General features: G+C 65.7%; 22 protein-coding genes. 8 read left to right on the top strand and 14 right to left on the bottom strand.

Annotated features, from left to right (window positions below; translation table 11 throughout):
• Positions 1-50 precede the first annotated feature (50 nt).
• Positions 51-665, top strand: a complete 615-nt coding sequence (eda, locus tag CFR71_RS08185; RefSeq protein ID WP_110529849.1) for a bifunctional 4-hydroxy-2-oxoglutarate aldolase/2-dehydro-3-deoxy-phosphogluconate aldolase — start codon at positions 51-53, stop codon at positions 663-665.
• A gap of 190 nt (positions 666-855) precedes the next feature.
• Here the strand turns inward: eda and alkB are convergent, their stop codons facing one another.
• Together alkB and CFR71_RS08175 are read right to left on the bottom strand one after the other, a co-directional pair.
• Positions 856-1,533 (bottom strand): DNA oxidative demethylase AlkB, encoded by a 678-nt coding sequence (alkB, locus tag CFR71_RS08180; RefSeq protein WP_239020311.1) that lies wholly within the window; start codon positions 1,531-1,533, stop codon positions 856-858.
• A 69-nt stretch (positions 1,534-1,602) separates the two neighbouring features.
• Positions 1,603-2,376: a DUF2076 domain-containing protein gene (locus CFR71_RS08175; RefSeq protein WP_110529841.1), complete on the bottom strand. Its 774-nt coding sequence runs from the start codon at positions 2,374-2,376 to the stop codon at positions 1,603-1,605.
• Between the two features lie 212 nt (positions 2,377-2,588).
• Here CFR71_RS08175 and CFR71_RS08170 point away from each other — a divergent pair, with 212 nt between their 5' ends.
• Positions 2,589-3,476 carry a glycine--tRNA ligase subunit alpha gene (locus CFR71_RS08170; protein ID WP_110529838.1) on the top strand — a complete coding sequence of 296 codons (888 nt, stop codon included), beginning with the start codon at positions 2,589-2,591 and terminating at the stop codon, positions 3,474-3,476.
• 7 nt (positions 3,477-3,483) lie between these two features.
• Positions 3,484-5,544: a glycine--tRNA ligase subunit beta gene (gene glyS, locus CFR71_RS08165; RefSeq protein ID WP_110529835.1), complete on the top strand. Its 2,061-nt coding sequence runs from the start codon at positions 3,484-3,486 to the stop codon at positions 5,542-5,544.
• A gap of 200 nt (positions 5,545-5,744) precedes the next feature.
• On the opposite strand, the gene CFR71_RS08160 is transcribed toward glyS, so the two are convergent.
• From CFR71_RS08160 to CFR71_RS08135, 6 genes are all read right to left on the bottom strand, one after another.
• Positions 5,745-6,137, bottom strand: a complete 393-nt coding sequence (locus tag CFR71_RS08160) for a DUF3293 domain-containing protein (protein WP_110529832.1) — start codon at positions 6,135-6,137, stop codon at positions 5,745-5,747.
• On the bottom strand, positions 6,134-7,288 hold the full coding sequence (gene rodA, locus CFR71_RS08155) for a rod shape-determining protein RodA (RefSeq protein ID WP_110529829.1): 1,155 nt from the start codon (positions 7,286-7,288) through the stop codon (positions 6,134-6,136). The genes CFR71_RS08160 and rodA overlap by 4 nt, the downstream gene beginning before the upstream one ends.
• A gap of 131 nt (positions 7,289-7,419) precedes the next feature.
• On the bottom strand, positions 7,420-9,345 hold the full coding sequence (mrdA, locus tag CFR71_RS08150; RefSeq protein WP_110529825.1) for a penicillin-binding protein 2: 1,926 nt from the start codon (positions 9,343-9,345) through the stop codon (positions 7,420-7,422).
• Positions 9,346-9,394: 49 nt separating this feature from the next.
• The gene (locus tag CFR71_RS08145; RefSeq protein WP_110529822.1) at positions 9,395-9,961 is read right to left on the bottom strand and encodes a rod shape-determining protein; all 567 of its coding nucleotides are present in this window, start codon (positions 9,959-9,961) and stop codon (positions 9,395-9,397) included.
• 12 nt (positions 9,962-9,973) lie between these two features.
• The gene (mreC, locus tag CFR71_RS08140; RefSeq protein WP_110529950.1) at positions 9,974-10,873 is read right to left on the bottom strand and encodes a rod shape-determining protein MreC; all 900 of its coding nucleotides are present in this window, start codon (positions 10,871-10,873) and stop codon (positions 9,974-9,976) included.
• Between the two features lie 143 nt (positions 10,874-11,016).
• Positions 11,017-12,063, bottom strand: a complete 1,047-nt coding sequence (locus tag CFR71_RS08135) for a rod shape-determining protein (RefSeq protein WP_110529819.1) — start codon at positions 12,061-12,063, stop codon at positions 11,017-11,019.
• A gap of 298 nt (positions 12,064-12,361) precedes the next feature.
• On the opposite strand from CFR71_RS08135, the gene CFR71_RS08130 reads away from it, so the two are divergent.
• Positions 12,362-12,904: a hypothetical protein gene (locus CFR71_RS08130; protein WP_408891753.1), complete on the top strand. Its 543-nt coding sequence runs from the start codon at positions 12,362-12,364 to the stop codon at positions 12,902-12,904.
• Positions 12,905-13,009: 105 nt separating this feature from the next.
• On the opposite strand, the gene CFR71_RS08125 is transcribed toward CFR71_RS08130, so the two are convergent.
• From CFR71_RS08125 to CFR71_RS08115, 3 genes are all read right to left on the bottom strand, one after another.
• Complete coding sequence (locus CFR71_RS08125; RefSeq protein ID WP_110529816.1) at positions 13,010-14,584, bottom strand: 2-isopropylmalate synthase; 1,575 nt, start codon at positions 14,582-14,584, stop codon at positions 13,010-13,012.
• Positions 14,585-14,893: 309 nt separating this feature from the next.
• Positions 14,894-15,745, bottom strand: a complete 852-nt coding sequence (locus CFR71_RS08120; protein ID WP_239020315.1) for an N-acetylmuramoyl-L-alanine amidase family protein — start codon at positions 15,743-15,745, stop codon at positions 14,894-14,896.
• A gap of 237 nt (positions 15,746-15,982) precedes the next feature.
• Complete coding sequence (locus tag CFR71_RS08115; protein WP_133251104.1) at positions 15,983-16,507, bottom strand: hypothetical protein; 525 nt, start codon at positions 16,505-16,507, stop codon at positions 15,983-15,985.
• A gap of 95 nt (positions 16,508-16,602) precedes the next feature.
• Here CFR71_RS08115 and CFR71_RS08110 point away from each other — a divergent pair, with 95 nt between their 5' ends.
• The 4 genes from CFR71_RS08110 (at position 16,603) to CFR71_RS08095 (ending at position 21,487) form a co-directional block, all read left to right on the top strand.
• Positions 16,603-19,593, top strand: a complete 2,991-nt coding sequence (locus tag CFR71_RS08110; protein ID WP_110529810.1) for an Rne/Rng family ribonuclease — start codon at positions 16,603-16,605, stop codon at positions 19,591-19,593.
• A gap of 360 nt (positions 19,594-19,953) precedes the next feature.
• On the top strand, positions 19,954-20,577 hold the full coding sequence (locus CFR71_RS08105; RefSeq protein ID WP_110529806.1) for a hypothetical protein: 624 nt from the start codon (positions 19,954-19,956) through the stop codon (positions 20,575-20,577).
• On the top strand, positions 20,574-20,897 hold the full coding sequence (locus CFR71_RS08100; RefSeq protein ID WP_110529803.1) for a winged helix-turn-helix domain-containing protein: 324 nt from the start codon (positions 20,574-20,576) through the stop codon (positions 20,895-20,897). The genes CFR71_RS08105 and CFR71_RS08100 overlap by 4 nt, the downstream gene beginning before the upstream one ends.
• Positions 20,898-21,202: 305 nt before the next feature.
• On the top strand, positions 21,203-21,487 hold the full coding sequence (locus CFR71_RS08095; protein WP_110529799.1) for a hypothetical protein: 285 nt from the start codon (positions 21,203-21,205) through the stop codon (positions 21,485-21,487).
• Positions 21,488-21,505: 18 nt separating this feature from the next.
• Here the strand turns inward: CFR71_RS08095 and CFR71_RS08090 are convergent, their stop codons facing one another.
• From CFR71_RS08090 to cysE, 3 genes are read right to left on the bottom strand one after another with little or no spacing between them, the layout of a single operon-like run.
• A complete protein-coding gene (locus tag CFR71_RS08090) occupies positions 21,506-23,008 on the bottom strand; it encodes an ATP-binding protein (protein WP_110529796.1) in 1,503 nt (500 codons plus the stop codon).
• On the bottom strand, positions 23,005-24,267 hold the full coding sequence (locus CFR71_RS08085) for a TIGR03862 family flavoprotein (protein WP_110529791.1): 1,263 nt from the start codon (positions 24,265-24,267) through the stop codon (positions 23,005-23,007). The genes CFR71_RS08090 and CFR71_RS08085 overlap by 4 nt, the downstream gene beginning before the upstream one ends.
• A 4-nt stretch (positions 24,268-24,271) precedes the next feature.
• Entirely contained in the window at positions 24,272-25,081 is an 810-nt protein-coding gene (cysE, locus tag CFR71_RS08080; protein WP_239019203.1) for a serine O-acetyltransferase, read from the bottom strand.
• Positions 25,082-25,129 lie beyond the last annotated feature (48 nt).

Genomic DNA, 25,129 nt, shown 5'->3' with positions numbered 1-25,129 from the left:
CACGCCCCTTACCCGTTGTTCCCACGGACCTGAACCAAGGAAACCCCATCGTGGCCACTATCGAAGACATCATGACGCTTTCGCCGGTCATTCCGGTGCTTGTCATCCATGACCCCGCGCATGCACGCCCTGTGGCGGAGGCCCTGGTCGCAGGCGGCCTGCGCACGCTGGAGGTCACGCTGCGCACGGAACGCGCGCTTGACGTCATTGCCGAAATGGCAAAGGTCGAAGGCGCCGTCGTCGGCGCGGGCACCGTGCTGAACCGGTCCGACCTTGATGCAAGCGTCCGGGCGGGCGCGCGCTTCATCGTCAGCCCCGGCCTGACCACGCCCCTCGCCCACGCCGCGCGCGACGCGGATGTGCCGCTGCTGCCGGGCATCGCCAATGCGGGCGACATCATGCGGGGCCTCGACCTTGGCCTGACGCGCTTCAAATTCTTCCCGGCCGAGGCCTCGGGCGGCATCGCGGCGCTCAAGGCGCTGTCGGCCCCGTTCGGACAGGTGCGTTTCTGCCCCACGGGCGGCATCCGGCAGGACACGGCCGCCAGCTGGCTGGCGCTGCCATCGGTCCTGTGCGTGGGGGGATCGTGGCTGGTGCCATCAGGCACGCCCGACCTGCCCGAAATCACCGCGCGCGCAAAGGCGGCAACCGCGCTGGCGGCCTGAGGCGGCGGTGAGGACGAAAGACTGGTTTCAAACAACCAGTTGATAAAAAAGAAAATTTTTTGGGTGTCGCCTTTTTTTAAAAAGGTGACGTCTTTCGAAGCTTTTTGCAAAAAGCTTCACCAAAAACTTTTTATAATTCAATGGATTATTATTGAGGGGGCTATCTTTTCAGATAGTCCCTGCCATTCCCTTACGCGGTGACGCGGAATGTCAGGTTATAGCGTATCTCCCCGCTCAGCGGATGATGCGCCTGCGGCAGGGGCGCGACGCCGTGCCATGCCAGACGCGACAAACCGCCCCATACCACGACGTCGCCGTTATTCAGGACAAGGCGGCGCACGCCATCCGAACGGACCGGCGTTCCCCACAGAAACACCGCCGATACCCCTAGCGAGACCGAAACGATGGGGACGTCGCGCCGCTCGTCACGATCCTGGTGCAGGCCCATCCGGTCCCCGGGGCGATAGCGGTTGATCAGGCACGAATCCGGACAGAACCCGTCATATCCCGCCCGGCTGGCACAATCACGCGCCAGTTCGCGCAATATGCCGGGCATTGGGGGCCAGTCCTTTCCCGTCAGGGGGTCGTGCGCCTCGTACCGGTATCCCGCCGCGTCGCTGATCCATGCGCGCGCGCCACAGCCGCTCATCCCCACCGACATGCGTCCTCCGCCCGGCGTCGTCATCTGCCGCAGCGGAGCCTGCCGGATGATGTCCCTGATGGCATCCAGCAACGCAGGGGCCTGTGCACGTGCCACACCACGCATCAGGCATGCGCCGGGGGCAAGGACCTGCGGCCGCTGGTCCACCGGCCCCGGCGGTTCGCCCGTATCAAACAGCACGCCCTGTGTCATAGATGCCATCGTCATGGGTGCCATCCCATAAAAAAGGCCATCACGAAGGATGGCCTTTTCACACACGCTGCGGAAGCGGGAACGTCAGAAGCTGTTGTCGTCGCCCGCGTCAAAGCCACCACCATCGTCAAAGCCACCGGCATCACCGCCGCCGCCGCCGCCGCCGCCGGCATCAAAACCCGGATCGGCCGCGACGCCACTGCCGCCAAACGGATCGGCGGAGGCGGAATCGCCATAATTGTTGTTGATGATGGTCTCGCCACCCCCCCCGCCCATCGGCGGAGCCATGCCACCTGCGTCGTGATGGCCGCTGAACAGGTCGGTCAGCGCATTGCCCACCATCATGCCGCCGGCAACGCCCGCCGCCGTCGTCAGGGCGGAGCCGAGGAAGCCCGACCCGCGCTGCGGAAACATGCCCGGCTGCATTCCCGGCGGATAGACGGGCTGCGGCGGGGCGGATGGCGCGGCACCACCCCATCCCGGCGGCGGCGCGGCGGGACGGGCCTGCTGCGCCCCGCCACCGAACATGCCGCTGAAGAAACCGCCGGGCCGCGCGGCCTGCTGTGGCTGGGGCTGTGCCTGCTGGGCGGCGGCCAGCTGCTGCTGCGCCTGCTGCAGCTGCCACTGCAACTGGCGGATGCGGTTCTGTGCCTCCGCCAGGGCGGCTTCCTGCACCACGGCCATCTGCGTGATGCGATAACGCGCCTCGGGGTATTTCTGGAACATTTCCCCGATATACTGGTCGGCCTGCGGGTCGATCGGCGGCAGCGAGGATGTCGTCTGCGGCACGCTGCCCGTGGTCGCGCCGCCAACGCGGGCGAAGAACTGTGCGATCAGATCGCGTTCCTGAGTATTCATCGTAATTCCATCCTGCTCCACACACGGATACTGAACCAGCCACACATCATGTGGCGCGCGACGCGGCAATGCGCAAGACCACGCGCCATGCAGGCAACAGACAGCCACACGGCACGCCCCGCCTTCCGGTCGGGACAACATGACGGTATGCTGTTCGCAGCAATTGCGCCAGATGGCGCACACCTGTCCCCGTTCAACGGAGCATCCTGTTCATGGACCCGGCCCCCGTGCCCCGATCATCCCGTACGCGTCCCCTGTCGTTTCAGGGACTCATCCTGAAACTGCACCAGTTCTGGTCCGAACAGGGCTGCGCCATCCTCCAGCCCTATGATACCGAGGTGGGCGCGGGCACGCTGTCGCCGCACACCACGCTGCGCGCGCTGGGTCCGCGCCCGTGGAAGGCGGCGTACGTTCAGCCCTGCCGGCGCCCGTCGGACGGGCGTTACGGGGAAAATCCCAACCGGCTGCAGCATTATTACCAGTATCAGGTCCTGCTGAAGCCCACGCCCGAAGACAGCCAGAAGCTCCTGCTCGACAGCTATCGCGCCATCGGGATCGATCCGATGGAACACGATATCCGCTTTGTCGAGGATGACTGGGAAAATCCCACGATCGGGGCATGGGGACTGGGCTGGGAGGTCTGGTGCGACGGGATGGAAGTGACGCAGTTCACCTATTTCCAGCAGGTCGGCGGCATCCCCACCGTCATGCCGTCCACCGAACTGACCTACGGGCTGGAACGCCTGGCGATGTACGTGCAGGGGATCGAGAACGTCTATGACCTCGATTTCAACGGGCAGGGCCTGACGTATGGCGACGTGTTCCTGCGCGCGGAACGCGATTATTCACGCCACAACTTCGAACTGGCCGACGTGGAGATGCTGCACCGGCATTTCATCGACGCCGAACGCGAATCCGCCGCCCTTGCCGATCGCGGCCTGGCGCAGCCCGCCTATGACCAGTGCCTGAAGGCCAGTCATCTGTTCAACCTTCTGGATGCGCGGGGCGTCATCAGCGTCAGCGAACGCGCCTCCTATATCGGCCGCGTGCGCGCGCTTGCGAAACGATGCTGCGAAGCATGGCTGGCGGGCGAGGAATAACAGGATCATGCCCGAACTTCTGCTTGAACTCTTTTCCGAGGAAATCCCCGCCCGCATGCAGGCGCGCGCGGCCGGGGACCTGCAACGCCTCCTGACGGAGGCGCTCTCCACGCTCAACCCGCGTAACGCCCGCACCTTCGCCGGGCCGCGCCGCATCGCCATTTCGCTGGAGATCGACGCGACCGTGCCCGGCAGCACCGTCAATGAACGCGGCCCGCGCGAAAGCGCGCCGGAAAAGGCGCTGGCGGGCTTCATGCGCAAGCATGGGGTCGAACGCGACGCGCTGGTGCTGGAAAACGGGTTCTGGGTCCTGCGCCGCGAGGTTCCCGCCGTGCAGGCCGCGACCCACATCATCGCCACCGTGCCCGCGCTGCTGCGCCGTTTCCCGTGGCCAAAATCAATGCGCTGGGGCGTGGGCAGCAGCTTTACATGGGTGCGTCCGCTGCGCCGGATTGCCTGCCTGCTGGATGGGCAGGTCGTTCCCTTCACCCTGGCCGAGGGCGAGGACAACGGTCACGGGCTGGTGGCGTCCAACCTGACCGAGGGGCATCGCTTCACCGCGCCCGGCGCGTTCGCCGTCACCGGCACGCAGGACTGGCTGTCGGGACTGCGCGCCCGCCAGGTCGAACCCTGCGCCGAAACGCGCGCCCGGCTGATCGCCGAAGGGGTCGCCAGCCTTGCCGCCGAGGAAGGGCTGAGCGTCGTCTCGGACCCCGGCCTGATTGACGAGGTGGCGGGCCTGACGGAATGGCCGGTTCCCTTCCTTGGCCAGATCGACGATGAATTCATGACCCTGCCGCCAGAGGTGATGCAGGTGTCGATGCGCGTCAACCAGCGCTATTTCGCGCTGCGCAACGCCGATGGGTCGGCGGCCCCGCGCTTTGCCTTCGTCGCGAACATGGAGCCCTCCGACGGTGGCGCGCTGACGATTGCGGGCAACGAACGCGTGCTGCGCGCCCGCTTTGCCGATGCCCGGCATTTCTGGGACCTCGACCGCACCCATACGCTTGAAAGCCGCGTGGCGCAGCTTGATCGCATCGTCTTTCACGCAGCCCTCGGCAGCCAGGGGGAACGGGTGCGGCGCATCGTGCGCCTTGCCGGGCTGATCGCCCCCATGGTCGGCGCGGATGTGAAACAGGCCGAACGCGCCGCCCTGCTGTGCAAGGCCGACCTGACGACCGGCATGGTGGGCGAATTCCCCGAACTGCAGGGCACGATGGGGGCCTATTACGCGCGCCATGACGGCGAAGACAACGCGGTGGCGGACGCCATTGGCGAACATTACATGCCGCGCGGACAGCATGACGGCGTGCCGCACGCGCCCGTTTCCATCGCCGTGGCGCTGGCGGACAAGATCGACAGCCTTGTCGCGTTCTTCGCGGCGGGGGAAAAGCCGGGTGGCTCGGGCGATCCCTATGCCCTGCGACGCGCGGCGCTGGGACTGATCCGCATCATCCGCGAAAACCACCTGCGCCTCGACCTTGCGGAAATCTTCGTCATGGCCGCCCACGGCCTGCCGGAAAAACTGCGCCTCGCCCCGGACCTCGACCTGCTGCCGCAGTTCGTGGCCGAACGCCTGCGGGTGCAGCTCCGCAACGAGGGCGCGCGCCACGACATCCTTGCCGCCGTGTCGGTGGGCAATACCGATACCGACATCACCCGCCTGCTGGCCCGCAGCGACGCGCTGGCGGAAATGCTGGCGACGGAGGACGGGCGCAACCTGCTGGCGGCGACACGGCGCGCGGCCAACATCCTGCGTATCGAGGACCGCAAGGACGGCCCGCATGAAGGCGCGCCCGACCCCGCCCTGTATGCGCAGGACGAGGAACGCGCCCTTGCCGATGCGCTGGCCCACACGATCCCGGCCGTGGAAAACGCCATCAGCGAGGAACGCTTTGCCGACGCCATGCGCGATGTCGCCCACCTGCGCCCCGTGCTGGACCGGTTTTTCGAGGATGTCACGGTCAATGCCGAAGACGCGGCCGTGCGTCGCAACCGCCTGCGCCTGCTGTCGGAACTGCGCCGCATGACCGTGCTGATCGCGGATTTCAGCCAGATCGAAGGCTGATCCCATGCCCCCGCAGTCATGAGTGCGGGGGCAGCGGCTTTCTCAGGGGCCCTGCCCCTGAAACCCTGCCAAAGGTCGCGGACCTTTGGAAACCATGACTTAAGTATCACGGTGCAGGGAGCACGCTCCCTGCCGGGTCCGGGCAGAGCCCGGGTCGTCCCCGCTTCGACTGCCTCGCACGTCCAAAAACTGACAGCCCCTCAGGCCAGGTAGACAAGCCGCGCCGCCTGCCCGCGCCGCGCGACCACGACCGCATTCTGCCGATATCGTCGCGCAAGGCGCAATGCCGGGGCAAGGGCCATCTCCACCGCATAGAGCGGTTCGGACCACCGGCCCAGCCGCCCTTCGCCCCGATGATGGGGCACATGACGCAGCTCGGTGGCCAGACGCGCCATCATGCGCGCGTTCCACCCGTCCATGCGCCGCCGCCCACCCGGATTGCATGCGCTGAGCATCACGACCGTGCCCCGCCGTGGCAGGCCGGCATCGGCGGGACGCTGTCCCACGCGCACGACCGGCAGCGTGGCGGCGTGGTAGGTACTGAGGCGATAGGACCTTCGGGTAGCGGCGGAAGGCGGCAGGATGCCGCTCATGACTCCCGGTCCGTCGTTTCCCCAAAGGTGGAATTGCGATGCACCCATGCCGACAGCAGCAGGCCGAACCCGAACATGACCATCAGCATGGCCGACCCGCCATATGAAATCAGCGGCAGCGGCACCCCGCCCACCGGGATCGCCCCCATCACCATCGACAGGTTGACCGCGCAGTAGAGGAAGAAGTTCATCGAGATGCCCAGCCCCAGCAGGCGCCCGAACTGGTTGCGGCTGCGCATGGCGATCAGCATGCCGCCAAGGATCATCACCAGCAGCAGCCCGATGACAGAGGCCGCGCCGACATAGCCCCATTCCTCGGCGATCATGGTAAAGATGAAATCCGTCTGCTTTTCAGGCAGGAAGTTGAGCTGCCCCTGCGTGCCATGCAGGTATCCCTGCCCCCACATCCCGCCCGAACCCAGCGCGATCTTGGACTGGATGATGTTGTACCCCGCGCCCAGCGGATCATTTTCGGGATGAAGGAAGGTGATGACCCGCGCCTTCTGGTAATCATGCAGGTGGCTGTAGGCGATTTTGGTCAGGAACGGCAGCGGCGCGATCAGCAGCGCGATCTGCCACAGCCGCATCCCCGCCGCAAAGAACAGGCTGGCCCCCACCGTCGCGATGATGACCGCCGTGCCAAGGTTCGGTTCCTTGAGCACCAGCCCCACGGGCACAAGCACCATCAGCGCGGGCGGGACCAGGTACAGCGGATTGCCCATGTTGCGATAGCTGACCTTGTGAAACCAGCTTGCCAGGACAAGGACCAGCGCGATCTTGGCCAGTTCGGAAGGCTGGACCTGCAGGCCGCCGATCATCAGCCATCGCTCCGCCCCCTTTCCGACGTGCCCCATGCGCAGCACCGCCACAAGCAGCACCAGCGACACGCCATAAAGGGGCCATGCAAGGCGCACCAGCACGGCCGGGCTCATCATCGCCACGCCCAGCATCATGACCAGCCCGAAGCAGAAACGGATGGTCTGCGGTTCGGCGAACGGGCGCGACGTGCCCCCGCCCGCCGAATACAGCGCCCCATATCCCACCGCCGCCAGCAGGCAGATCAGCACGACATAGATCCAGTTGATCTGCCACAGCTTTGCAAGGATCTGGAAATTGGGTTCGGCGCGCAGCAGGCGTTTCTGGAAATTCATCTCGGTCCTCCGGCGGCAGGGACAACATGGCGCAAACGTATGCGATCCCCACGCCCGGCGCCAGTAAAGGACAGGCAGGAATGGGCAGCCAGTAAGGGACGGCATGCAAGGGGTGCCGGCAGCGTGGCTGGCTATCCCTGGTCCACGTCCGCCTGCGCCACTTCCTGACCCGGCGATTCCTTGTGGTTGACCGGATCGCGCATCAGCGTGTCGGTCATGATGTCACGCGCCAGCGGGGCCGCGACCTCCGCCCCCGCATTGCCATGTTCCACCACCACCGCCGCCGCATAACGCGGCGCGTCATACGGGGCAAAGCAGATGAACAGGGCATGCGGACGATATTCCCATGGCAGGTTGGCCGAATTGAAATGCCCGCTTTCACGCATCGCGCGCGACACGCGACGCACCTGCGCCGATCCGGTCTTGCCCGCCATCTGCACACCGGGGATGGTAAGGCGCGCCTTGGGGGCGGTGCCGCTTTCCTCGTTCACGACGGCATACATCCCCTCGCGGATCGCGCTGAAGAAATGATCGGGCATGTTTTCCATCGGCCCGGCATGGTCCAGCGCCGCCATGTCACCGATCCTGCCGCTGACGGCACGCACCAGATGGGGCTGCACGTTCCGGCCCGTGGCAATGCGCGAGGCATAGGTCGCAAGCTGCAGCGGGGTGACCTGCATGAAGCCCTGTCCGATGCCGCTGACGATGGTGTCGCCCCCATTCCAGTGATGGCCGTGCGCCCGCCGCCATTGTGGCGTGGGGATCAGCCCCTGGCGCACATGCGGCAGTTCGATGTCCAGCGGCGCGCCAAGCCCGAACTGGTGGGAGGTCATGGCAATGGGGTCCATGCCGGTGCGGCGCGCGACCTCATAGAAAAACACGTCGCAGGAGAATTTCAGCCCCTGCCGCAGGGTCAGCGACCCATGGCCGTACCGCGACCAGCAGTGAAAGCGCGTTCCCCCCACGTCGATATAGCCGGGACAGTTGATGCGATCGCCCGGCGAAAGCGTGCCAGCCCGCAGCGCCGCCATCGCGACCGCCGGCTTGAAGGTGGAACCGGGCGGGTACAGGCCCGAAACCGCCTTGTTGATCAGGGGGGTCTGGCTGTTGTTGGTCCATTCGATCCACTGCGCCTGGCTGACGCCACTGTCGAACAGCGAAGGGTCGAATGAGGGATTGCTGACCATCGCCAGCACTTCCCCGTTGCGGCAGTCCATGACCACCGCGCTGGCCGACTGATCCGCCATCCGGCCCAGCACCTGCTGCTGCAGGCCGCTGTCGATGGTCAGCGCGATTTCGTTGCCCGGATGCCCTTCGTCACGGTCAAGTTCCGCCATGATGCGGCCAACCGCGTTGACCTCCATCTCCACCGAGCCGACCTGCCCGCGCAGGCCTTCGTCCTGCGTCTGCTCGATGCCGGAACGTCCGACGCGCATCCCCGGCAGGGCAAGCTCCGCGTTTTTGACGACATCCTTTTCCGATGGCGGGGCCACGTACCCCACGACATGCGCCAGAAGCGGGCCGAAGGGATAGACGCGCGTCGTGCCCACATCGATCAGCACGCCGGGCAGCGAAGGCATGTTGAGTTCCAGCCGCGCCATGTCGTCCCATGACAGGAAATCACGCAGCATGATGGGAATGAAACGCCGCTTGTGCCGCAGTTCGCGTTCGACGCGCGCCGTATCGCGCGGTTCCATCGGGACAAGCTGGGAAAAACGTTCCAGCGTGCCCGGCAGGTCGTTCGTCTCCTCCGCCAGCAGGAGCGCGCGCCAGTTCACCTTGTTCGCCGCCACCGCGATCCCGAAACGGTCGGTGATGCGGCCACGCGGCGGCGCGAAAAAGCGTTTGCTTAACCGATTGTTTTCCGCCAGCCGCGCATAATGGCCACCATCACGGACCTGCAGGCCATACAGCCGCTGCGCAAGCGCGCCCAGCACCGCCCCCTGCGCCGCCATAAGCAGCAGCGCGCGACGGGTGAACACCCCGCGGGAGGGGTTCTTGCCCTCTTCGGGCCGGGTCATCAGACGCGTGGCGGTCTTCTTCTTACGGAACTTCATTCACCCATCCGGGCAGATCGGAATACGGCTGGCCCATCAGCCCTGTGGTTCAGGCGCGATTCGCGTCGTTGACGATAAAGCGGTAAGTCCAGACGAATATGACATAAAGCACCGGAAAGGTGCCAAATGCCAAGACGCATTCGAACATGAACGGCACCGTTTCCACCAGATGCAGCGCCAGCGCCGAACACAGCACCCACTGCATCGCCGTCGCCATGACCATGACCACGCCGAACACCAGCCACAGCACGAAAACGTTGAGCCGCGCGAGCACGTAACGCCCCGACAGCCCCACGCCATGAACCACCAGCAGGACAAGCAGCATGACGCCGGGGGGATCGAAGCTCAGCAGGTCCACGCACATTCCCAGCCCGAACACCGCGACAGAGGGCATCAGCGCGGGCCGGAACACCGACCACAGGAAGACCGACACCTGCACGATGGCGGGCATCAGTTCCGCCTGCCCCGGTATGTTGAGCGGCGCGGACAGCACCAGCGTCACCAGCAGGACGAACAGGCACGGCAGGCAGTGGCGCACGAACAGGTCGGTGCCGTGGGCCAGTCCTGAACGGGGCTGGATTTCGGGCTTCAGGGATGGTGGCGAAAGCGGTTTCATCCATGCACTCTTTCATCCCCGCTTTGGCTGGAACTGGGGAGGAAGGGTCATGGTGCGCCCGACCGTGGGCAGCGGAATGCGTCCCGGCGCGTCCGGCGGGACGACGGCGTCGGAATAATTGAAAATCCGCAGGATATCGAGGTGTTCCAGCGCCGCGGCGGGAATCACCACCGGCGTTCCGGGCCGCAGGTAATGGACATGCCCCACCGGCAGGCCGGCAGGCAGGGATTCGATTTCGCCGTTGGTCACGACGCGCTCCCCTTCCACCGGCAGGTTATCCTGCGGGTAATAGATGATCTTTGGCGTCGATGAATTGTCACCCGCCATGATGGCGGCGGCGTGGCTGGATTCCAGCGTGACCGGCAGCCGGCTGGAGGAATCGGTAATCAGCAGCACGCGCGCCGAACGCTTGCCCACCTCCGTCACGCGCCCGGCCAGTCCCGCGCCATCCAGCGCGATCCCGTCCTTGCGCACATTGGTGTCGGGATTGATCGCCAGCAGCACCGCGCGGGCATACAGGCCGCTGGTATCGCGCACCACGCGCCCGGTCACATAGGACGGGGCCTCGTCAGGGATCCAGTGCAGGTTGGCCTTGAGCGTCGCATTCTCGTCCGCCAGCGCCGCCGCCACGTCGTACCAGTGCTGGAGATTGGCATTTTCGGTGCGCAGCCGGATGTTTTCCGCCTCCAGGTTCCGGATGTCCTGAAGATTCCCTGAAAGTTCACGCAACCGCGCCTGTGGCCATGCCACAAGACCATAGGCCGGGGCCAGCAGGTCGGCCACCTGCATGCGCATATGCTCAACAAGGGGACGATCCGCCTTGCCCAGCAGGATGACACCACAGGCGACAAGGATCAGGAATGGCAGCACCAGCTTGCCCATCGCCTGGCGGGACTGGATGGAAACCGGCATCACCATGGGCGCGCCGTCCATCTGTCCACGCCACGCGCGGAGCTATCGAACGTGCCTGAGCGCCGGCCCCCCATCGTCCTGCATCCCCCTCATCGTGTTGCATCGACCATCCCCGCGGCGGGTGGTCATGCGGTTGCCTGTCGTCAGTACATGCTTGTCAGCACATTGCGCAACCGCTTCATTTCCTCCAGCGCGCGCCCGGTGCCCATCGCGACGCAGGACAGCGCGTCCTCCGCCACCGTGACCGGCAGGCCCGTCGCCCGGCGCAGCACTTCGTCCAGACGATACAGCAGAGCGCCGCCGCCCGTCAGGACAATCCCCTTGTCCACGATATCCGCGGCCAGTTCGGGGGGCGTGTTCTCCAGCGCCGTCGTCACCGCGTCGAGGATCTGGCTGACGGGTTCGGCAAGACTTTCGGCGATCTGCGCCTGCGACACCACCACCTCGCGCGGGACGCCGTTGATGAGGTCGCGTCCCTTGACCTCCCGCCATGGGCCCATGTCGTCCGGATCATCGGGGGCAATGGCCGATCCCAGCCCGATCTTGATCTGCTCGGCCGAGCTTTCGCCGATCAGCAGGTTATGGTTGCGACGGATGTAGGAGATGATGGCCTCGTCCATCTTGTCGCCGCCCACGCGCACGGAACGGGCATAGACGATCCCGCCAAGGGAGATGACCGCGACCTCCGTCGTGCCGCCGCCGATATCGACGATCATGCTGCCCGACGGTTCGGTCACGGGCAGGCCCGCCCCGATCGCCGCCGCCATCGGTTCCTCGATCAGGAAGACCTTGCGCGCGCCTGCGCTTTCGGCGCTTTCCTGGATCGCGCGGCGTTCGACCGCAGTGGATCCGGACGGGACGCACACGATGATCAGCGGGCTGGCAAACATGCGCCGGTTATGCACCTTGCGGATGAAATGCTTGATCATTTCCTCCGCAACTTCAAAATCGGCGATGACACCATCACGCAGCGGGCGGATGGCCGTAATATTGCCAGGGGTGCGGCCAACCATCAGCTTGGCTTCCTCCCCAACGGCCAGAACCTGTTTCTTGCCCCGCACCTCGGCCAGGGCAACGACCGAAGGTTCATTCAGGACGACGCCGCGCCCCTTGACATAGACCAGTGTATTGGCCGTGCCGAGGTCGATCGCCATATCAGCGGACAGCAGACCCAGCACACGAGCAAACATCCAAAACTCCCGACAACAAAGCAGCCATGACCCATTCCGAAGCCCCGACCGGATAACGCGGCCAGACGCCTGTCCCCTGTCGAGAAATTCCGGATCAGGTCGAGGGCTTACCGATGCAGACGGATGGGAGCAAGAGGAGACATGGTTTTAATTCGTTAATTTATGGCCGCCAAGGCGCTTTGTTACAAAATGCCCGAATTTTATCATGCGCGATGTCCTTTCCTGACGGGTGCAAGCTACAATATGACCATGGGTCGGCGCGGCAGTTCCGCCGCCCCCGCACAAGAGATTAACACGAATGATCCTTCACGATTTCCTGCGTCGGCGGACCGGCTTTTTCGTCGCGACACTGGCGTGCGCGGCCATGGGCGCCTGCACCAACCCCTATGACCCCGGGCAGCGCGCGCTGGGTGGCGGGCTGATCGGGGCAGGCGGCGGGGCCGCGATCGGGGGGCTGGCCGGTGGTGGCGAAGGTGCCGCGATCGGCGCGCTGGCGGGCGCGGCCGGCGGCGCGGCCGTGGGGGCTGCGACGACACCGCGCCCGCGCCGCACCGCGCCACCCAGCTATGTCTGTCCCAACGGGACGGTGCTGCCCCCCGGCTATCCCCCGCAGAGCTGCCCCGGCACGCAGCCCACCGGCTATGCCACGCCGTCCTATCCGCAGGGGTCGGCGTATCCACAGGCCTATCCGCAGCAGGGCTATCCGCAAGGGAGTTATCCGCAGGGCAGTTATCCTCAGGGTAACTACCCGCAGGGAAGCTACCCCCAGACGGCCTACCCGCAGGGCAGTTACCAGCAGAATGGCTACCAGCAGGGCCAGAGCGGATATTACCAGCAGTAATTTCGTATCGACCAACAAACGAAAAAGGGCTCCGTCACAAAAACGGAGCCCTTTTTGCTTTCAGGAGACCGTGCGGTCTCGTTGTCGCGTTACATGCGCGCGGGATCAGGCGCTCAGCTCGGCCGGTTCCGCGCGGTCACGCTTGACCAGCAGCTTGTTGAGCGCATGGACATAGGCACGCACGGCGGAGACCAGCGTATCGGCATCGGCGCCCTGTCCATCGACCATCTTGCCGCCTTCCTCCAGCCGCACGGTGGTGCGCGCCTGCGCGTCGCTGCCTTCCGTTATCGCCCCCACGGAATAGAGGCGCAGGGTCGCGTCATGGGCAACGATGGCGCGGATGGCGTTGAAGGCCGCATCGACCGGCCCCTGCCCGGCGGCGGTGACGTGGTGTTCCTTGCCATCGACCTCCAGCGTCAGTTCGGCCTGCGCCGGACGGCGCGACCCGGCGGACACGTGGAGCGCGACGAAGCGGATGCGGGCATGGTCGCGCACCTCGTCATCGACCAGCGCGGCCAGATCCTCGTCATAAATGACCTTCTTGCGGTCGGCGAGGTCCTTGAAACGGGTGAACGCGTCGTTGAACTGCACCTCGTCCAGGGTGTCGTATCCCATGGCCCTGAGCTTGTCACGGAAAGCCGCGCGGCCGGAATGCTTGCCCAGCACCAGCGAGGAGCGGGTCCAGCCGACGCTTTCGGGCGTCATGATTTCATAGGTCGCGGCGTTCTTCAGGATGCCGTCCTGATGGATGCCGCTTTCATGGGCGAAGGCGTTGCGCCCGACGATCGCCTTGTTGGGCTGCACGTCAAAGCCCGTGATGGTGGACAGCATGCGCGACACCTTCAGCAGCTTTTCCGTATGGATGCCGGTGGTATAGGGCAGCGCGTCATGGCGCGTGCGCAGGACCATGACGATCTCCTCCAGCGCCGCATTGCCCGCGCGTTCGCCGATGCCGTTGATCGTGCATTCGATCTGCCGCGCCCCCGCCCGCAGGGCCGCGACCGTATTGGCCACCCCCAGGCCCAGATCGTTATGGTTGTGGGTGGAAAAGATGACGCCGTCCGCGCCGGGCACGCGCGCGCGCAGGTCGGCAAAGATGCGGGCCATGTCCTCCGGCGTGGAATATCCGACCGTATCGGGGATGTTGATGGTGGTGGCCCCCGCCCGGATCGCCGCCTCCACACAGCGGCACAGGAAATCGGGATCGGTGCGCGACCCGTCCTCCGCCGACCATTCCACGTCATCGGTGAACTGCCGCGCCGCCTCATTGCCCGTCCTGATGACGTCGAGGACCGTCTCCGGCTCCATGCGCAGCTTGTATTTCATGTGCAGCGGGGAGGTGGAGATGAAATTGTGGATGCGCCCGCGCCTTGCCTCGCGGATGGCCTCGCCCGCGCTGGCGATGTCGTTCTTGCCGCCGCTGCGCGCCAGCGCGCAGACCACCGTGTCCTTTAACGCGCGCGCGATCTGCGCCACGCTGTCGAAATCACCTTTCGAGGCCACGGGAAACCCCGCCTCGATCACATCGACGCCCAGATCCTCCAGCGCTTCGGCCATGCGCAGCTTTTCGGCCAGGTTCATGGAAAAACCGGGCGACTGTTCACCGTCACGCAGGGTCGTGTCGAAAATGATGACGCGGTTTTCGTCAATGCGCCCAAAGGACGGATGATTGATGGTCATGGAAATACCTCGGACATATCCGGATGTGGGACCTGGAACGCCGCCGGACACCAGCCGGTGGAAATTCCGTCATTCGTGTTCATGATGGCTGCATGACGCAGCCTGACCTTCCCCCTGGGCGCACCGGAACAGGCCGGCCCTGACCGCTCAGGGGCGGATAAGTCGTAGAAGACGAAGAAGCCCGGCACCGTCACGCGCACGCAGGGACACGGACGCCTGCGCGCCTGTCAAACCTGCGTGGATGTGCATGTCCGTTGCCATGCGCGGCACAATACAGCGGCATCCGCCGATTGCAACATATAATGCGCCCTATCCGGTAACGCGCGTGACCATGCTGGCGGAGGCGAAATAGCGGTCGATCGCCTGCACCATGGCACCCGCGACGACCATGCGGTGCGCCGACTGCCGCAGGGCGGCCTCGTCCATATGGTTGGACATGAAGCCCATTTCGACCAGGACCGAGGGAATGTCCGCCGATTTCAGCACCACGAAGGAGGCATGCCGCGCGGGATGGGTCAGCAGGCTGATGCGCGGACGGAACGAGGAGACGATGCTGCTGGCCATATGGGCCGCGCCGTGGCGCGTTTCCTCGGTCACGAGGCTGGCGAGGATTTCCTGCACCTCGGGCGAGGTCGCGTGAACCTGCGGGCCGCCAAAACGGTCGGCGCTGTTTTCGGAACGCGCGATCGCCGCCGTCTGCGCGTCCGACGCGTGCGACGACAGGGTATAGACGCTGGCCCCGCGCACCGCCGGGTCATGCAGGGCGTCCGCATGCATGGAAATGAACAGCGACGCCTTGTGGCTGTGCGCAAGGTCCACCCGCCCCTCCAGCGGGATGAAACGGTCATCGGCGCGCGTCATCGCCACGCGGTAACGTCCGCTGCCGACCAGCTGGCGCTGCAGTTCGGCGGCCGCCGCCTCCGCCACGTGTTTTTCATAGGTGCCGGAAATGCCGATCGCCCCCGGATCCTTGCCGCCATGCCCGGGGTCCAGCATGATCAGCGGACGCGGGGGCGACGCCCGCCCGACGATCGCGGGACGATGCAGGGCCGCGCCAGCGGATGTTGCGTGGGCGGGTGTCACGTGGGCCGCGGCATGCGCGGCCGGGTCACGGGACAGCACATGCCGGCGCGTGGCGGACACGGCCTGCCGGGGCAGCATCGCCGCCATGGCGATTCCCGCCAGCAGCACGCGCCGGCGCACCGCGTCAGGCGGGGTCAGCGGCCCGGCGTCATCGCGCCCCGCGCCCGCCGGTCGTGACATGGGGGACGTGGATGATACGGCGGCCACCGGTCCGGCCGCCCGGTCGCCGGCGTGAATATCCGTGGAATATCCGGTACGCATGCTGCGATGTCGCCTCAAGTGGGATGAAAACCGTACGGTCGGCTGTGCATATCATCATATACACGCGCGCGTCAGCGGCATAAATATTCGCAAGGCTTGCAGGACGGACGCGCTTGCGCCATGGTGCGTAATAGTGATGGGCGCGCGACGTCCGGACGTCAGGCTGTCGGGATACCGCGCGTATCCGGCACCGCGTCCGATGGCGCAAATCCATCCGGCAGCCATCAGGCACGCGCCCGCAGCCTTTTCCGCCATGACCGATGTCACGGAAATGTCGCCCGGCGGATCATGCGCGCGGCCCAAGGCCACCGCACCGGCGCCCCCGATCGACAGGGGGCCGGATGACACGGACCCGTCGATATTTTCCACGAAGGCCCCGCCTGCCCTGGACGGGCGGGACAGGACCTTCCCCAAGATGACCGAGGATGGATTGATGACCACGGTGGACATATCCGCCGACGCAACAGGCACATGCATGTCATGGAACGGCGCGACGCCGGGCCACGATGCCACGCATGCCGTTGCCGTCGCGCGTGACGGCCACCAGGGGATCAACGCCGGATACGATCGTACCTTCATTGATGTTCCTGTCCGTTCCCATTCCCGTTCCCGCCGCCCATGGGGCGTTGCGCGGGGCGGACGCACGAACCGGACATACCGGAGTTTCCCTTTTAATGACCAAACGCATGCTGATCGACACGACCCACGCGGAAGAAACCCGCGTGGTCGTGATGGATGGTAACAGGCTTGAAGACTACGATGTCGAGGCATCGGCGAAAAAGCAGCTCAAGGGCAATATCTACCTCGCCAAGGTGATCCGGGTCGAACCCAGCCTGCAGGCCGCCTTTGTCGATTATGGCGGCAATCGCCACGGCTTCCTCGCCTTCAGCGAAATCCACCCCGATTATTACCAGATCCCCGTCGCCGACCGTGAAAAGCTGCTGGCGCTGCAGGAAGAAGAGCGCCGCGCGGAGGAAGCCCGCAACGCGCGCGAGGATGACGAGAAGACCGAGGGCGAGGACGACGCCACGGAAGAGGCCAGCCTGCGCGCGGACGACGCCGAGGGCGAGGATGCCGAACCCGAGACCGTGGGCGGCGAGAACGACACCGGCGACGAGCCCGAGGCCCAGCGCCGCATCGCGCGTTTCCTGCGTAATTACAAGATCCAGGAAGTCATCCGCCGCCGCCAGATCCTGCTGGTGCAGGTCGTCAAGGAAGAGCGCGGCAACAAGGGCGCGGCCCTGACCACCTATGTCTCGCTCGCCGGGCGTTACTGCGTGCTGATGCCCAACTCGCTGCGTGGCGGCGGGGTGTCGCGCAAGATCACGTCGGTGGCCGACCGCCGCCGCCTGCGTGACATCATCGCGGAACTGCAGATCCCCCACGGCATGGCGATGATCGTGCGCACCGCCGGGGCGCAGCGCCCCCGCGCCGAAATCATGCGCGACTGCGAATACCTGCTTCGGCTGTGGGACGACATTCGCGAACACACCCTCAAATCCGTGGCTCCGGCCCTGATTTACGAGGAAGCAAGCCTGATCAAGCGCGCGATCCGCGACATCTACACCCGCGAGATCAGCGAAATCCTGATCGATGGCGAGGCCGGATGGAAATCCGCGCGCGAATTCATGCGCATGCTCATGCCCCAGAACGCGCAGAAGGTGCGCCTGTGGCACGACCATGGGCAGACGCTGTTCTCCCACTACCGGGTGGAGGGACTGCTGGATTCGATGCTGTCGCCTTCGGTGCAGCTGCGTTCGGGCGGGTACCTCGTCATCAACCAGACCGAGGCCCTCGTTGCCATCGACGTGAACTCCGGCCGCGCGACGCGGGAACGCAATATCGAGGAAACGGCCCTTCGCACGAACCTCGAAGCCGCCGACGAAGTGGCGCGGCAGCTGCGCCTGCGTGACCTTGCCGGGCTGATCGTGATCGATTTCATCGACATGGAAAGCCGCAAGCATAACGGCATGGTCGAACGCCGCCTCAAGGAAGCGCTGCGCAACGACCGCGCGCGTATCCAGGTGGGCCATATCTCGCACTTCGGCCTGCTGGAAATGTCACGCCAGCGCCTGCGTCCCTCCATCGCGGAATCGACCTTTACCCCCTGCCCCCATTGCGAAGGCACCGGCATCATCCGCGGGGTGGAAAGTTCCGCGCTGCATGTCCTGCGCGCCATCGAGGACGAGGGGATGCAGCGCCGCGCCGCCGAAATCACGGTGCATGTCGCCCCGGAAATCGCGCTCTACATCTTCAACAACAAGCGCGACTGGCTGCATGAGATCGCGGAACGCCACAAGATGCACGTGGTGTTCACGACCGATTCCACGCTGCACGCGGCGGAATCGCGGATCGAGCGCACGCGTCCGCAGACGGCGCAGTTCGAGCCCGCCCCCGCCATCACGGCGGACCCCGAAAGCAGCCGGGCGGATACGGTCAGCGTACGCGAAATCCCGATCCACAACGAACCCCCCGCCGCCACTGCGGAGACCGAAGGCGAAGCCGCCGCGCCGGATGCCGGCGCGATGACGGACGAGGATACGGCATCTGGAACCGACCATCGCCGCCGTCGCCGTCGCCGTCGCCGTCGTGGCGGCGCGAACCGCGAGGCCACGACACAGCAGGGCATCGATACGGTGGAAGGCGAAGCCGCCGCCGCGCCGGAACCCGAACCCGTGGTCGAGGTGGGTTACAAGGGGCCGACGCCTGCCGATCCGTTTGGCGATGCGATCATCGACATCTTCGATGTGATCGAACAGACGACGACGCCCGCCGTCGAACCGGTGATCGAACCCGAAGCCCCTGTTGTGGTCATCGAGGCCGAAACGGTGGACGAACCGGCGGTCGAGGAAGAAAAGCCCCGGGAAGAAAAACCCCGGAGCACGCCGCGTCGCCGGACCCGTCGCGCCAGCCGCCCCGCCACGGCGGCACAGGCGGCCGTCACGGCGGAAACCCCGGTCGAAGCCGAAGCCCCGGCAGGGGAAGTCCCGACTGGGGAAGTCCCGGCCAAGGCGGAATCCGAAACCCCGGAACCCGTCGTAAAGGCGCAGCCCGAAGCGGAACCGACCCCGGCAGAGCCGGAAGCCGAGGCTGAGAAAAAGCCGCGCCGTCGTCGCACGACAACGCGCAAGGCCGCCACGACCACCCGCAGCCGCGCCAGGAAGGCGGAAGCCACCGAAGCCGGGCCGGCGGAAGCGGCTGCAGACGCGGCACCGGCGGAAACGCCGGCGGCAGAGCCCGCAGGGGACGCCGTGGTGGAAGAGGAAAAGCCTAGGCGCAGGCGGACCACCACGACGCGCACGGCCGCGACCAAGGCCCCCACGCGTCGTCGCGCCAGCACGGCCAAAACCGCGAAGGCAGCAGCGGACAGCGAGCCCGGAAGCGAAGAGGCCACGGCTGATGCGACAGCCCCCGTAGCGGAGGAAAAGCCCAAGGCCCGTCGCGTCACGCGCCGCAAGAAAGCCGAGGCCGAGACGCCAGCGGCCGAGCCTGTGGCGGAGGAAAAGGCACCGGTGCGCAAGGCCACGCGCACGCGCCGCAAGAAGGTGGAAACACCCGAAGCCGAAGCCCCCGCCGACAGCACCGTCACCGGCCTGCCGCCGCAGCCGGTGGATGTCGATCAGGCCCCGGCCCCGAAACGGCGCACCGGGTGGTGGAAGCGGTAATCGCCGCCCGCCACTTCAGGCTTCCATAACAGGACAGGCCCCGCACCTTCTGGCGCGGGGCCTGTTTTTTTATGTCGCGCGAAGCTGTTCATGCGTCCTGAAAACCGGCCTGTGGCATGGCGCAAGCGGTTATATTGATCGCCGGGACCATACCCACCTCTTCTCCATAACAATATACTTTGAATTTAAAAGTTATCTGTGATTGAGTGTTTCTGGTCATGGAATCGCCTTTCCACCTGTCCCGGCGCATGTCGGAACAGGCTTTCGGGGCAATGCGGATCCCGTTCGACATACCCATCCGCCCGGGCATGCAATCGCCCCTGCGTGGCGCCCTTGTTCAACCGGCTTTGGAGACAGGCCATGGAAATACCGCACAAGACCTCTCCCTCCGACGATCTTGCCTTCCTGCGCGCACTTGCGGAGGCAGGCCGTGACGTCCCCCTGACATGTGGTCCCTATTTCCTTGCCGCCGGCCTTGTCTTCGGCGCGGCCAGTTTCGTGGCATGGGGGATTTCACAGGCTTCCACGCATTTCGCGGCGATGGCGATCCAGCTGGTCTGGATGATCGCGGGCCTTGCCTATGTCCCCATCGTGTGGGTCCTGAACCGGCGCACCGATGCGGTGGCGGGGTCCACGGCAACCATCAACCGGGCAGTCGCCACCATATGGACGGGACTGAGCTGGGGCATCGTCACGATGTTCGTATGCAGCATGATCCTTTGCTGGCGTTACGATTCGCCCATGATCTGGGCGGCGTTCCCATCGACCATGCTTGCCCTTTATGGCGCGGGATGGGGGGCGACGGCCTTCATTTCACGCCAGGGATGGCTGAAACTGGTCACCGCCGGGTCCTTCCTTGCGGCCATCACGGTCGCGGCAGCCACGGGCAGCAGTTATACATTCCTGATTTACGGGGTGCTGCTGGTGGTCCTGATCGCCATTCCCGGCTGGGTCCTGATCCAGCGGAGGACACAGACAGCATGACCATGGAGGCCCCTTCCTTCGATATCGCGCGCATTGACGAGGTGATCCACGGACGTGTCCGGCTGGGGATCATGACCCTGCTCGTCACGCGCGGCGGGGTCGAATTCAAGGTCATGCGGCAACATCTGAACGTGACGGACGGCAACCTCTCGACACATCTGCGCAAGCTGGAGGAGGCCGGGTACGTGGCGCAGGAAAAGACCTTCGTCAACAGGCGTCCCCTGACCCGCATCGAACTGACCGCGAAGGGGCGCGACGCATTCATCCGCTATCTCGACGAAATGCGCGCCCTGCTCGGCACCGACAGCGTCACGACATGAGAACGCATCCGCTCCGGGAGACGACGCCGGATAGAACGGCATTCGTAACGGAACATTGACCGGAACATCTGCCGATCCCACTCTCCGGATCGGGGAAAACAGGTGCGCGGCCCGTCATGCGTCATCATAATGACAGACCAAGTAATACACTGAAATTATGAAAAGTTTTTGGTGAAGCTTTTTATAAAAATCTTCGAAAGACGTCACTTTTTAAACAAAAGGCAACACCCAAAAAAAAACTTCTGTTATTTTTACCTACAGATTATTTTCATCCCCGAACCGATTGGTCCATGGAGCACGCCAACATGTCAGCCCAGTCACAAAAAGCCTGGTTCGCCCCGAAAAGCTACGGATATGGCTCCGGCCTGCCCATCAGCTGGGAGGGATGGGTGGTATTCACGCTGTTCCTTGCCGTCACCATCCTTCCGTGGTTCGCCCTGTCGGTGATCCATCCCGACAATACGCATGCCATGGAATTCACGGTATGCCTGTCGCTGATCGATATCCTGGCCACGGTTGCTTTTGGCTATCTGTGCAAATCCAGGACCGCAGGCGGATGGAAATGGCGGTGGGGAAAGGACGCCCACTGACCGCGCCTTCCCGGCGGCTCAACGCGCGGGCGCGTCAGGCAGGGCGGGCGCCGTTTCCCAGCCAAGCCCGACGATCACCGCGCTGCGGCGGCCCATCCCGTCGAGGCGCAGGACAATGACATTCTGTTCCTCCAGATAGGTCAGCTGCCGCCGCGCCCGCCCCAGCGAATGGGTGCCATAGGCGCGCGCGATCGTCGCATCCGACGGGCAGGGCAGTTTTTCCAGCGCGCTGCGGGCGATCAGCAGGAAAATCCCCTGCACGTCCTCGGGCAGGGCCGATGCCATCTGTTCGGCCTGCATCCATGTCTCGGTCTGTGCCATGCGGGCATCCACACCGGCGCGCGCGGTCGCCAGGGCGCGGCGGAAGCGCGGCATGTCCAGCGCCTGACGGCCCATCCCCTCGATCCGGCAGCGGACGAGAAAATCCTGATACAACACATGGACCGGGCGGAAACCCGCTTCCTCATCCTGCAGGATGTCGGAAAGGATGGCGGCAAAACGCTCCTTCTGCTCCCTGGGGTCGATGTCAGGGGCGCTCTGGGCCTCGACCTCCGCCTCCGTGCGGGCCACGTCGGCATGCGCGGCCAGTTGGGCAAGGATGTCGGGCGGGGGCGTTGCGGGGCGCGGCGCGCGCGCGGGCAGTTCACGCTCCGGCACGGGGGTAAGGATCAGTTCGCGGATTTCCTCCGTCGGGACGGTGGGTTCGAACGGCATCAGGGCGGGACCGGCCGAGCGGCTTTCGGTTTCCACCGCCCCGATCCGCACCGCAAGCGGCCGTCGGCTGATGGCGGGGCCAAGGGCCACGAAACAGCCACGTTCCAGATCGCGGAAGCTTTCCGCCTGCCTGCGTTCCATGCCCAGCAGGTCGGCGGCGCGCATCATGTCGATATCCAGAAAGGTGCGCCCCATCAGGAAGTTGGAGGCCTCCGCCGCGACATTCTTGGCCAGCTTCGCCAGGCGCTGGGTTGCGATCACCCCGGCCAGCCCACGCTTGCGCCCACGACACATCAGGTTGGTCATCGCGCCGAGCGAGGCACGCCGCGCCTCGTCCGAGACTTCGCCAGCGGCGGCGGGCGCGAACATCTGCGCCTCGTCCACCACGACCACCACGGGATACCAGTATTCGCGCGGCACCTCGAACATGCCGCCAAGGAAGGCGGCGGCGCGACGCATCTGCACCTCGGCATCCACGCCCTCAAGGTTCAGCACGACGGAGGCACGATGCACGCGCATGCGTTCGCCCGCCGCCTGCAGCGCGGCCTCGGTATGTTCGGCGGCGTCGATGACCAGATGGCCGTAACGTTCGGCCAGGCTTACGAAATCCCCTTCCGGGTCGATGATCGCCTGCTGCACGAGGCGCGCGGACTGTTCCAGAAGGCGCCGCAGCAGGTGTGACTTTCCCGATCCTGAATTGCCCTGCACCAGCAGGCGCGTGGACAACAGTTCAGCAAGGTCCATCGTGACCGGGGCATCACCCGTGGTGGCCCCCCGTCGTTCCCCAATCGTGATCGCTACCGTCATGAGGCAGACGGATACAGCCCCTTGCGGGTATCCTGCAACCATTGCACCACGCCATGGGCCGCCAGGCGCCCCATCGCAATGCAGGCCTGCAGCAGGTAGCCGCCGGTCGGCGCCTCCCAGTCCACCATTTCCCCCGCGACGAACACGCCGGGCAGCCGGCGCAGCATCAGGCGGTCATCGACCCCGTCCCAGCGCACGCCACCCGCCACCGAAATCGCGCGGTCGATGTCATCGGTCCCCGTCAGGACCAGCGGCACGTCCTTTACCAGTCGCGCCAGCGCCGCCGGATCGCGCGGCAGGTCAACCCCGCCCCCCTCGCGCAGCAGGGCCACCGCCACCGGCGGCAGGCGCAGGGCCTTGCGCAGCAGGTTCGATACGCTTTCGCGCCCCCTTACCCGCGCCAGCCGCCGCGTCACCTGCGCGATATCCATTTCGGGACGCAGGTCGATGTGAAGGACCGCGCGTCCATGCGCCGCGATTTCGTCGCGCAGGGAAGCCGAGCACGCATACACCGCCCCTCCCTCGATCCCGTCACGCGTGATGACCGCCTCGCCCCGGGCGATGGTCCCCGTGCGCGTATGCAGCGCGATTGCATGCAGGGGACATCCCTCGAAGCGGGTGCGCATCATTTCCGACCAGGAAACGCGAAACCCGCAATTGGCGGGCCGGAACGCCGCGACATCGACGCCACGGGCCGCGACGATATCGCGCCATGCGCCATCCGCGCCCAGCCGCGCCCAGCTTGCCCCGCCTGTCGCCAGCACCAGCGCATCGGCGGGCAGGCGATCTTCCACGCCATCCGGACCGCACACGCGGACGCGGCCTTCGGCATCCCAGCCCAGCCAGCGGTGGCGCGTCATGATCCGCACGCCCATCCGTTCCAGCCGCGCCACCCACGCGCGCAGCAGGGGCGATGCCTTCATGGCCGTGGGAAAGACCCGGCCGCTGCTGCCGACGTAACAGGGCTGCCCCAGCCCGGCGGCCCAGCGACGCATGTCGTCGGGACCAAATACCGCAAGGGCGGCGGCAAGACGGGGCTGCGCCATGCCGTAACGCGTCATGAACCGCGCCATGGGTTCCGAATGCGTCAGGTTCAGCCCGCCCCGGCCCGCCATCATGAACTTGCGCCCCACGGTGGGACGCTGTTCCAGCACCCGCACCCGGCATCCCGCGGCGGCAAGCCCTTCGGCGGCGGCAAGCCCGGCCGGGCCGCCGCCGACCACGATCACCCGTGGCCCGTCGCCCCCGTGCGCCGGCATGATGTCAGATGATGTAGTCAAGCGGCGGCAACATCTGGTCCATCGTGAAGGCCGGCAGGGAGGAATGGCGCGTGCCCACCGCGCGCGCCGGGTTGCCCACGACGGTGGTATAGGGGGCGACCGATTCCAGCACGATGGACCCCGCGCCGATCTTGGCCCCTTCGCCGATTTCGATATTCCCCAGTATCTTGGCCCCCGCCCCGATCAGGACACCGCGACGGACCTTGGGATGCCGGTCGCCCACGTTCTTGCCCGTGCCGCCCAGCGTGACCCCCTGCAGGAGGGAGACATCATCCTCCAGCACCGAGGTCTCGCCGATCACGATGCCCGTGCCATGGTCGAACAGGATGCGCCGTCCCAGCCGCGCCGCCGGGTGGATGTCAACCGCGAACAGTTCCGAAGACCGGCTCTGCAGGTGCAGGGCAAGGTATTCGCGCCCGTTGTTCCACAGCCAGTGCGCGACGCGGTACCCCTGCACCGCGTGATACCCCTTGAAGAACAGGAAAGGCGTCGCGTAATTGCCCGTGGCGGGATCGCGTTCGCGGATGGCCACAAGATCGGCGGCGGCGGCGGCCACGATATCCGGATCGGCGGCAAAGACCTCCATCACCAGTTCCGCCAGCGCGTCGTCCGCCACGGAACGATCGCCCAGCTTGCGCCCGATCAGGGCCGCAAGGGCCGCCCCGAACGAGGCATGGTTGCGGATTCCCGTCGCCAGAAGCCCCTTGACCAGCGGATCGCAGCATCCGCACGCCCCTTCGACGATGTCGCGCCACAGGGCGTCGATATCGATCCCCGACAGCGTGGGCGGCATGACGGGCGGGCGGGCGGACTGGGTAAGGGAAGCGCCTGGAGGCTGACG

The organism is Novacetimonas pomaceti, from assembly GCF_003207955.1.
Classification (GTDB): Bacteria; Pseudomonadota; Alphaproteobacteria; order Acetobacterales; family Acetobacteraceae; genus Novacetimonas; species Novacetimonas pomaceti.
The sequence above is the reverse complement of the archived record's forward strand: the minus strand, read 5'-3'. Positions and strand labels throughout refer to the sequence as shown.

Coding starts and splice junctions, on each gene's coding strand:
- alkB (WP_239020311.1), bottom strand. CDS start 1,533: ATGACGATGGCATCTATGACACAGGGCGTGCTGTTTGATACGGGCGAA.
- CFR71_RS08175 (WP_110529841.1), bottom strand. CDS start 2,376: ATGAATACTCAGGAACGCGATCTGATCGCACAGTTCTTCGCCCGCGTT.
- CFR71_RS08170 (WP_110529838.1), top strand. CDS start 2,589: ATGGACCCGGCCCCCGTGCCCCGATCATCCCGTACGCGTCCCCTGTCG.
- glyS (WP_110529835.1), top strand. CDS start 3,484: ATGCCCGAACTTCTGCTTGAACTCTTTTCCGAGGAAATCCCCGCCCGC.
- CFR71_RS08160 (WP_110529832.1), bottom strand. CDS start 6,137: ATGAGCGGCATCCTGCCGCCTTCCGCCGCTACCCGAAGGTCCTATCGC.
- rodA (WP_110529829.1), bottom strand. CDS start 7,288: ATGAATTTCCAGAAACGCCTGCTGCGCGCCGAACCCAATTTCCAGATC.
- mrdA (WP_110529825.1), bottom strand. CDS start 9,345: ATGAAGTTCCGTAAGAAGAAGACCGCCACGCGTCTGATGACCCGGCCC.
- CFR71_RS08145 (WP_110529822.1), bottom strand. CDS start 9,961: ATGAAACCGCTTTCGCCACCATCCCTGAAGCCCGAAATCCAGCCCCGT.
- mreC (WP_110529950.1), bottom strand. CDS start 10,873: ATGCCGGTTTCCATCCAGTCCCGCCAGGCGATGGGCAAGCTGGTGCTG.
- CFR71_RS08135 (WP_110529819.1), bottom strand. CDS start 12,063: ATGTTTGCTCGTGTGCTGGGTCTGCTGTCCGCTGATATGGCGATCGAC.
- CFR71_RS08130 (WP_408891753.1), top strand. CDS start 12,362: ATGATCCTTCACGATTTCCTGCGTCGGCGGACCGGCTTTTTCGTCGCG.
- CFR71_RS08125 (WP_110529816.1), bottom strand. CDS start 14,584: ATGACCATCAATCATCCGTCCTTTGGGCGCATTGACGAAAACCGCGTC.
- CFR71_RS08120 (WP_239020315.1), bottom strand. CDS start 15,745: ATGCTGCCCCGGCAGGCCGTGTCCGCCACGCGCCGGCATGTGCTGTCC.
- CFR71_RS08115 (WP_133251104.1), bottom strand. CDS start 16,507: ATGAAGGTACGATCGTATCCGGCGTTGATCCCCTGGTGGCCGTCACGC.
- CFR71_RS08110 (WP_110529810.1), top strand. CDS start 16,603: ATGACCAAACGCATGCTGATCGACACGACCCACGCGGAAGAAACCCGC.
- CFR71_RS08105 (WP_110529806.1), top strand. CDS start 19,954: ATGGAAATACCGCACAAGACCTCTCCCTCCGACGATCTTGCCTTCCTG.
- CFR71_RS08100 (WP_110529803.1), top strand. CDS start 20,574: ATGACCATGGAGGCCCCTTCCTTCGATATCGCGCGCATTGACGAGGTG.
- CFR71_RS08095 (WP_110529799.1), top strand. CDS start 21,203: ATGTCAGCCCAGTCACAAAAAGCCTGGTTCGCCCCGAAAAGCTACGGA.
- CFR71_RS08090 (WP_110529796.1), bottom strand. CDS start 23,008: ATGACGGTAGCGATCACGATTGGGGAACGACGGGGGGCCACCACGGGT.
- CFR71_RS08085 (WP_110529791.1), bottom strand. CDS start 24,267: ATGCCGGCGCACGGGGGCGACGGGCCACGGGTGATCGTGGTCGGCGGC.
- cysE (WP_239019203.1), bottom strand. CDS start 25,081: ATGCCGCCCACGCTGTCGGGGATCGATATCGACGCCCTGTGGCGCGAC.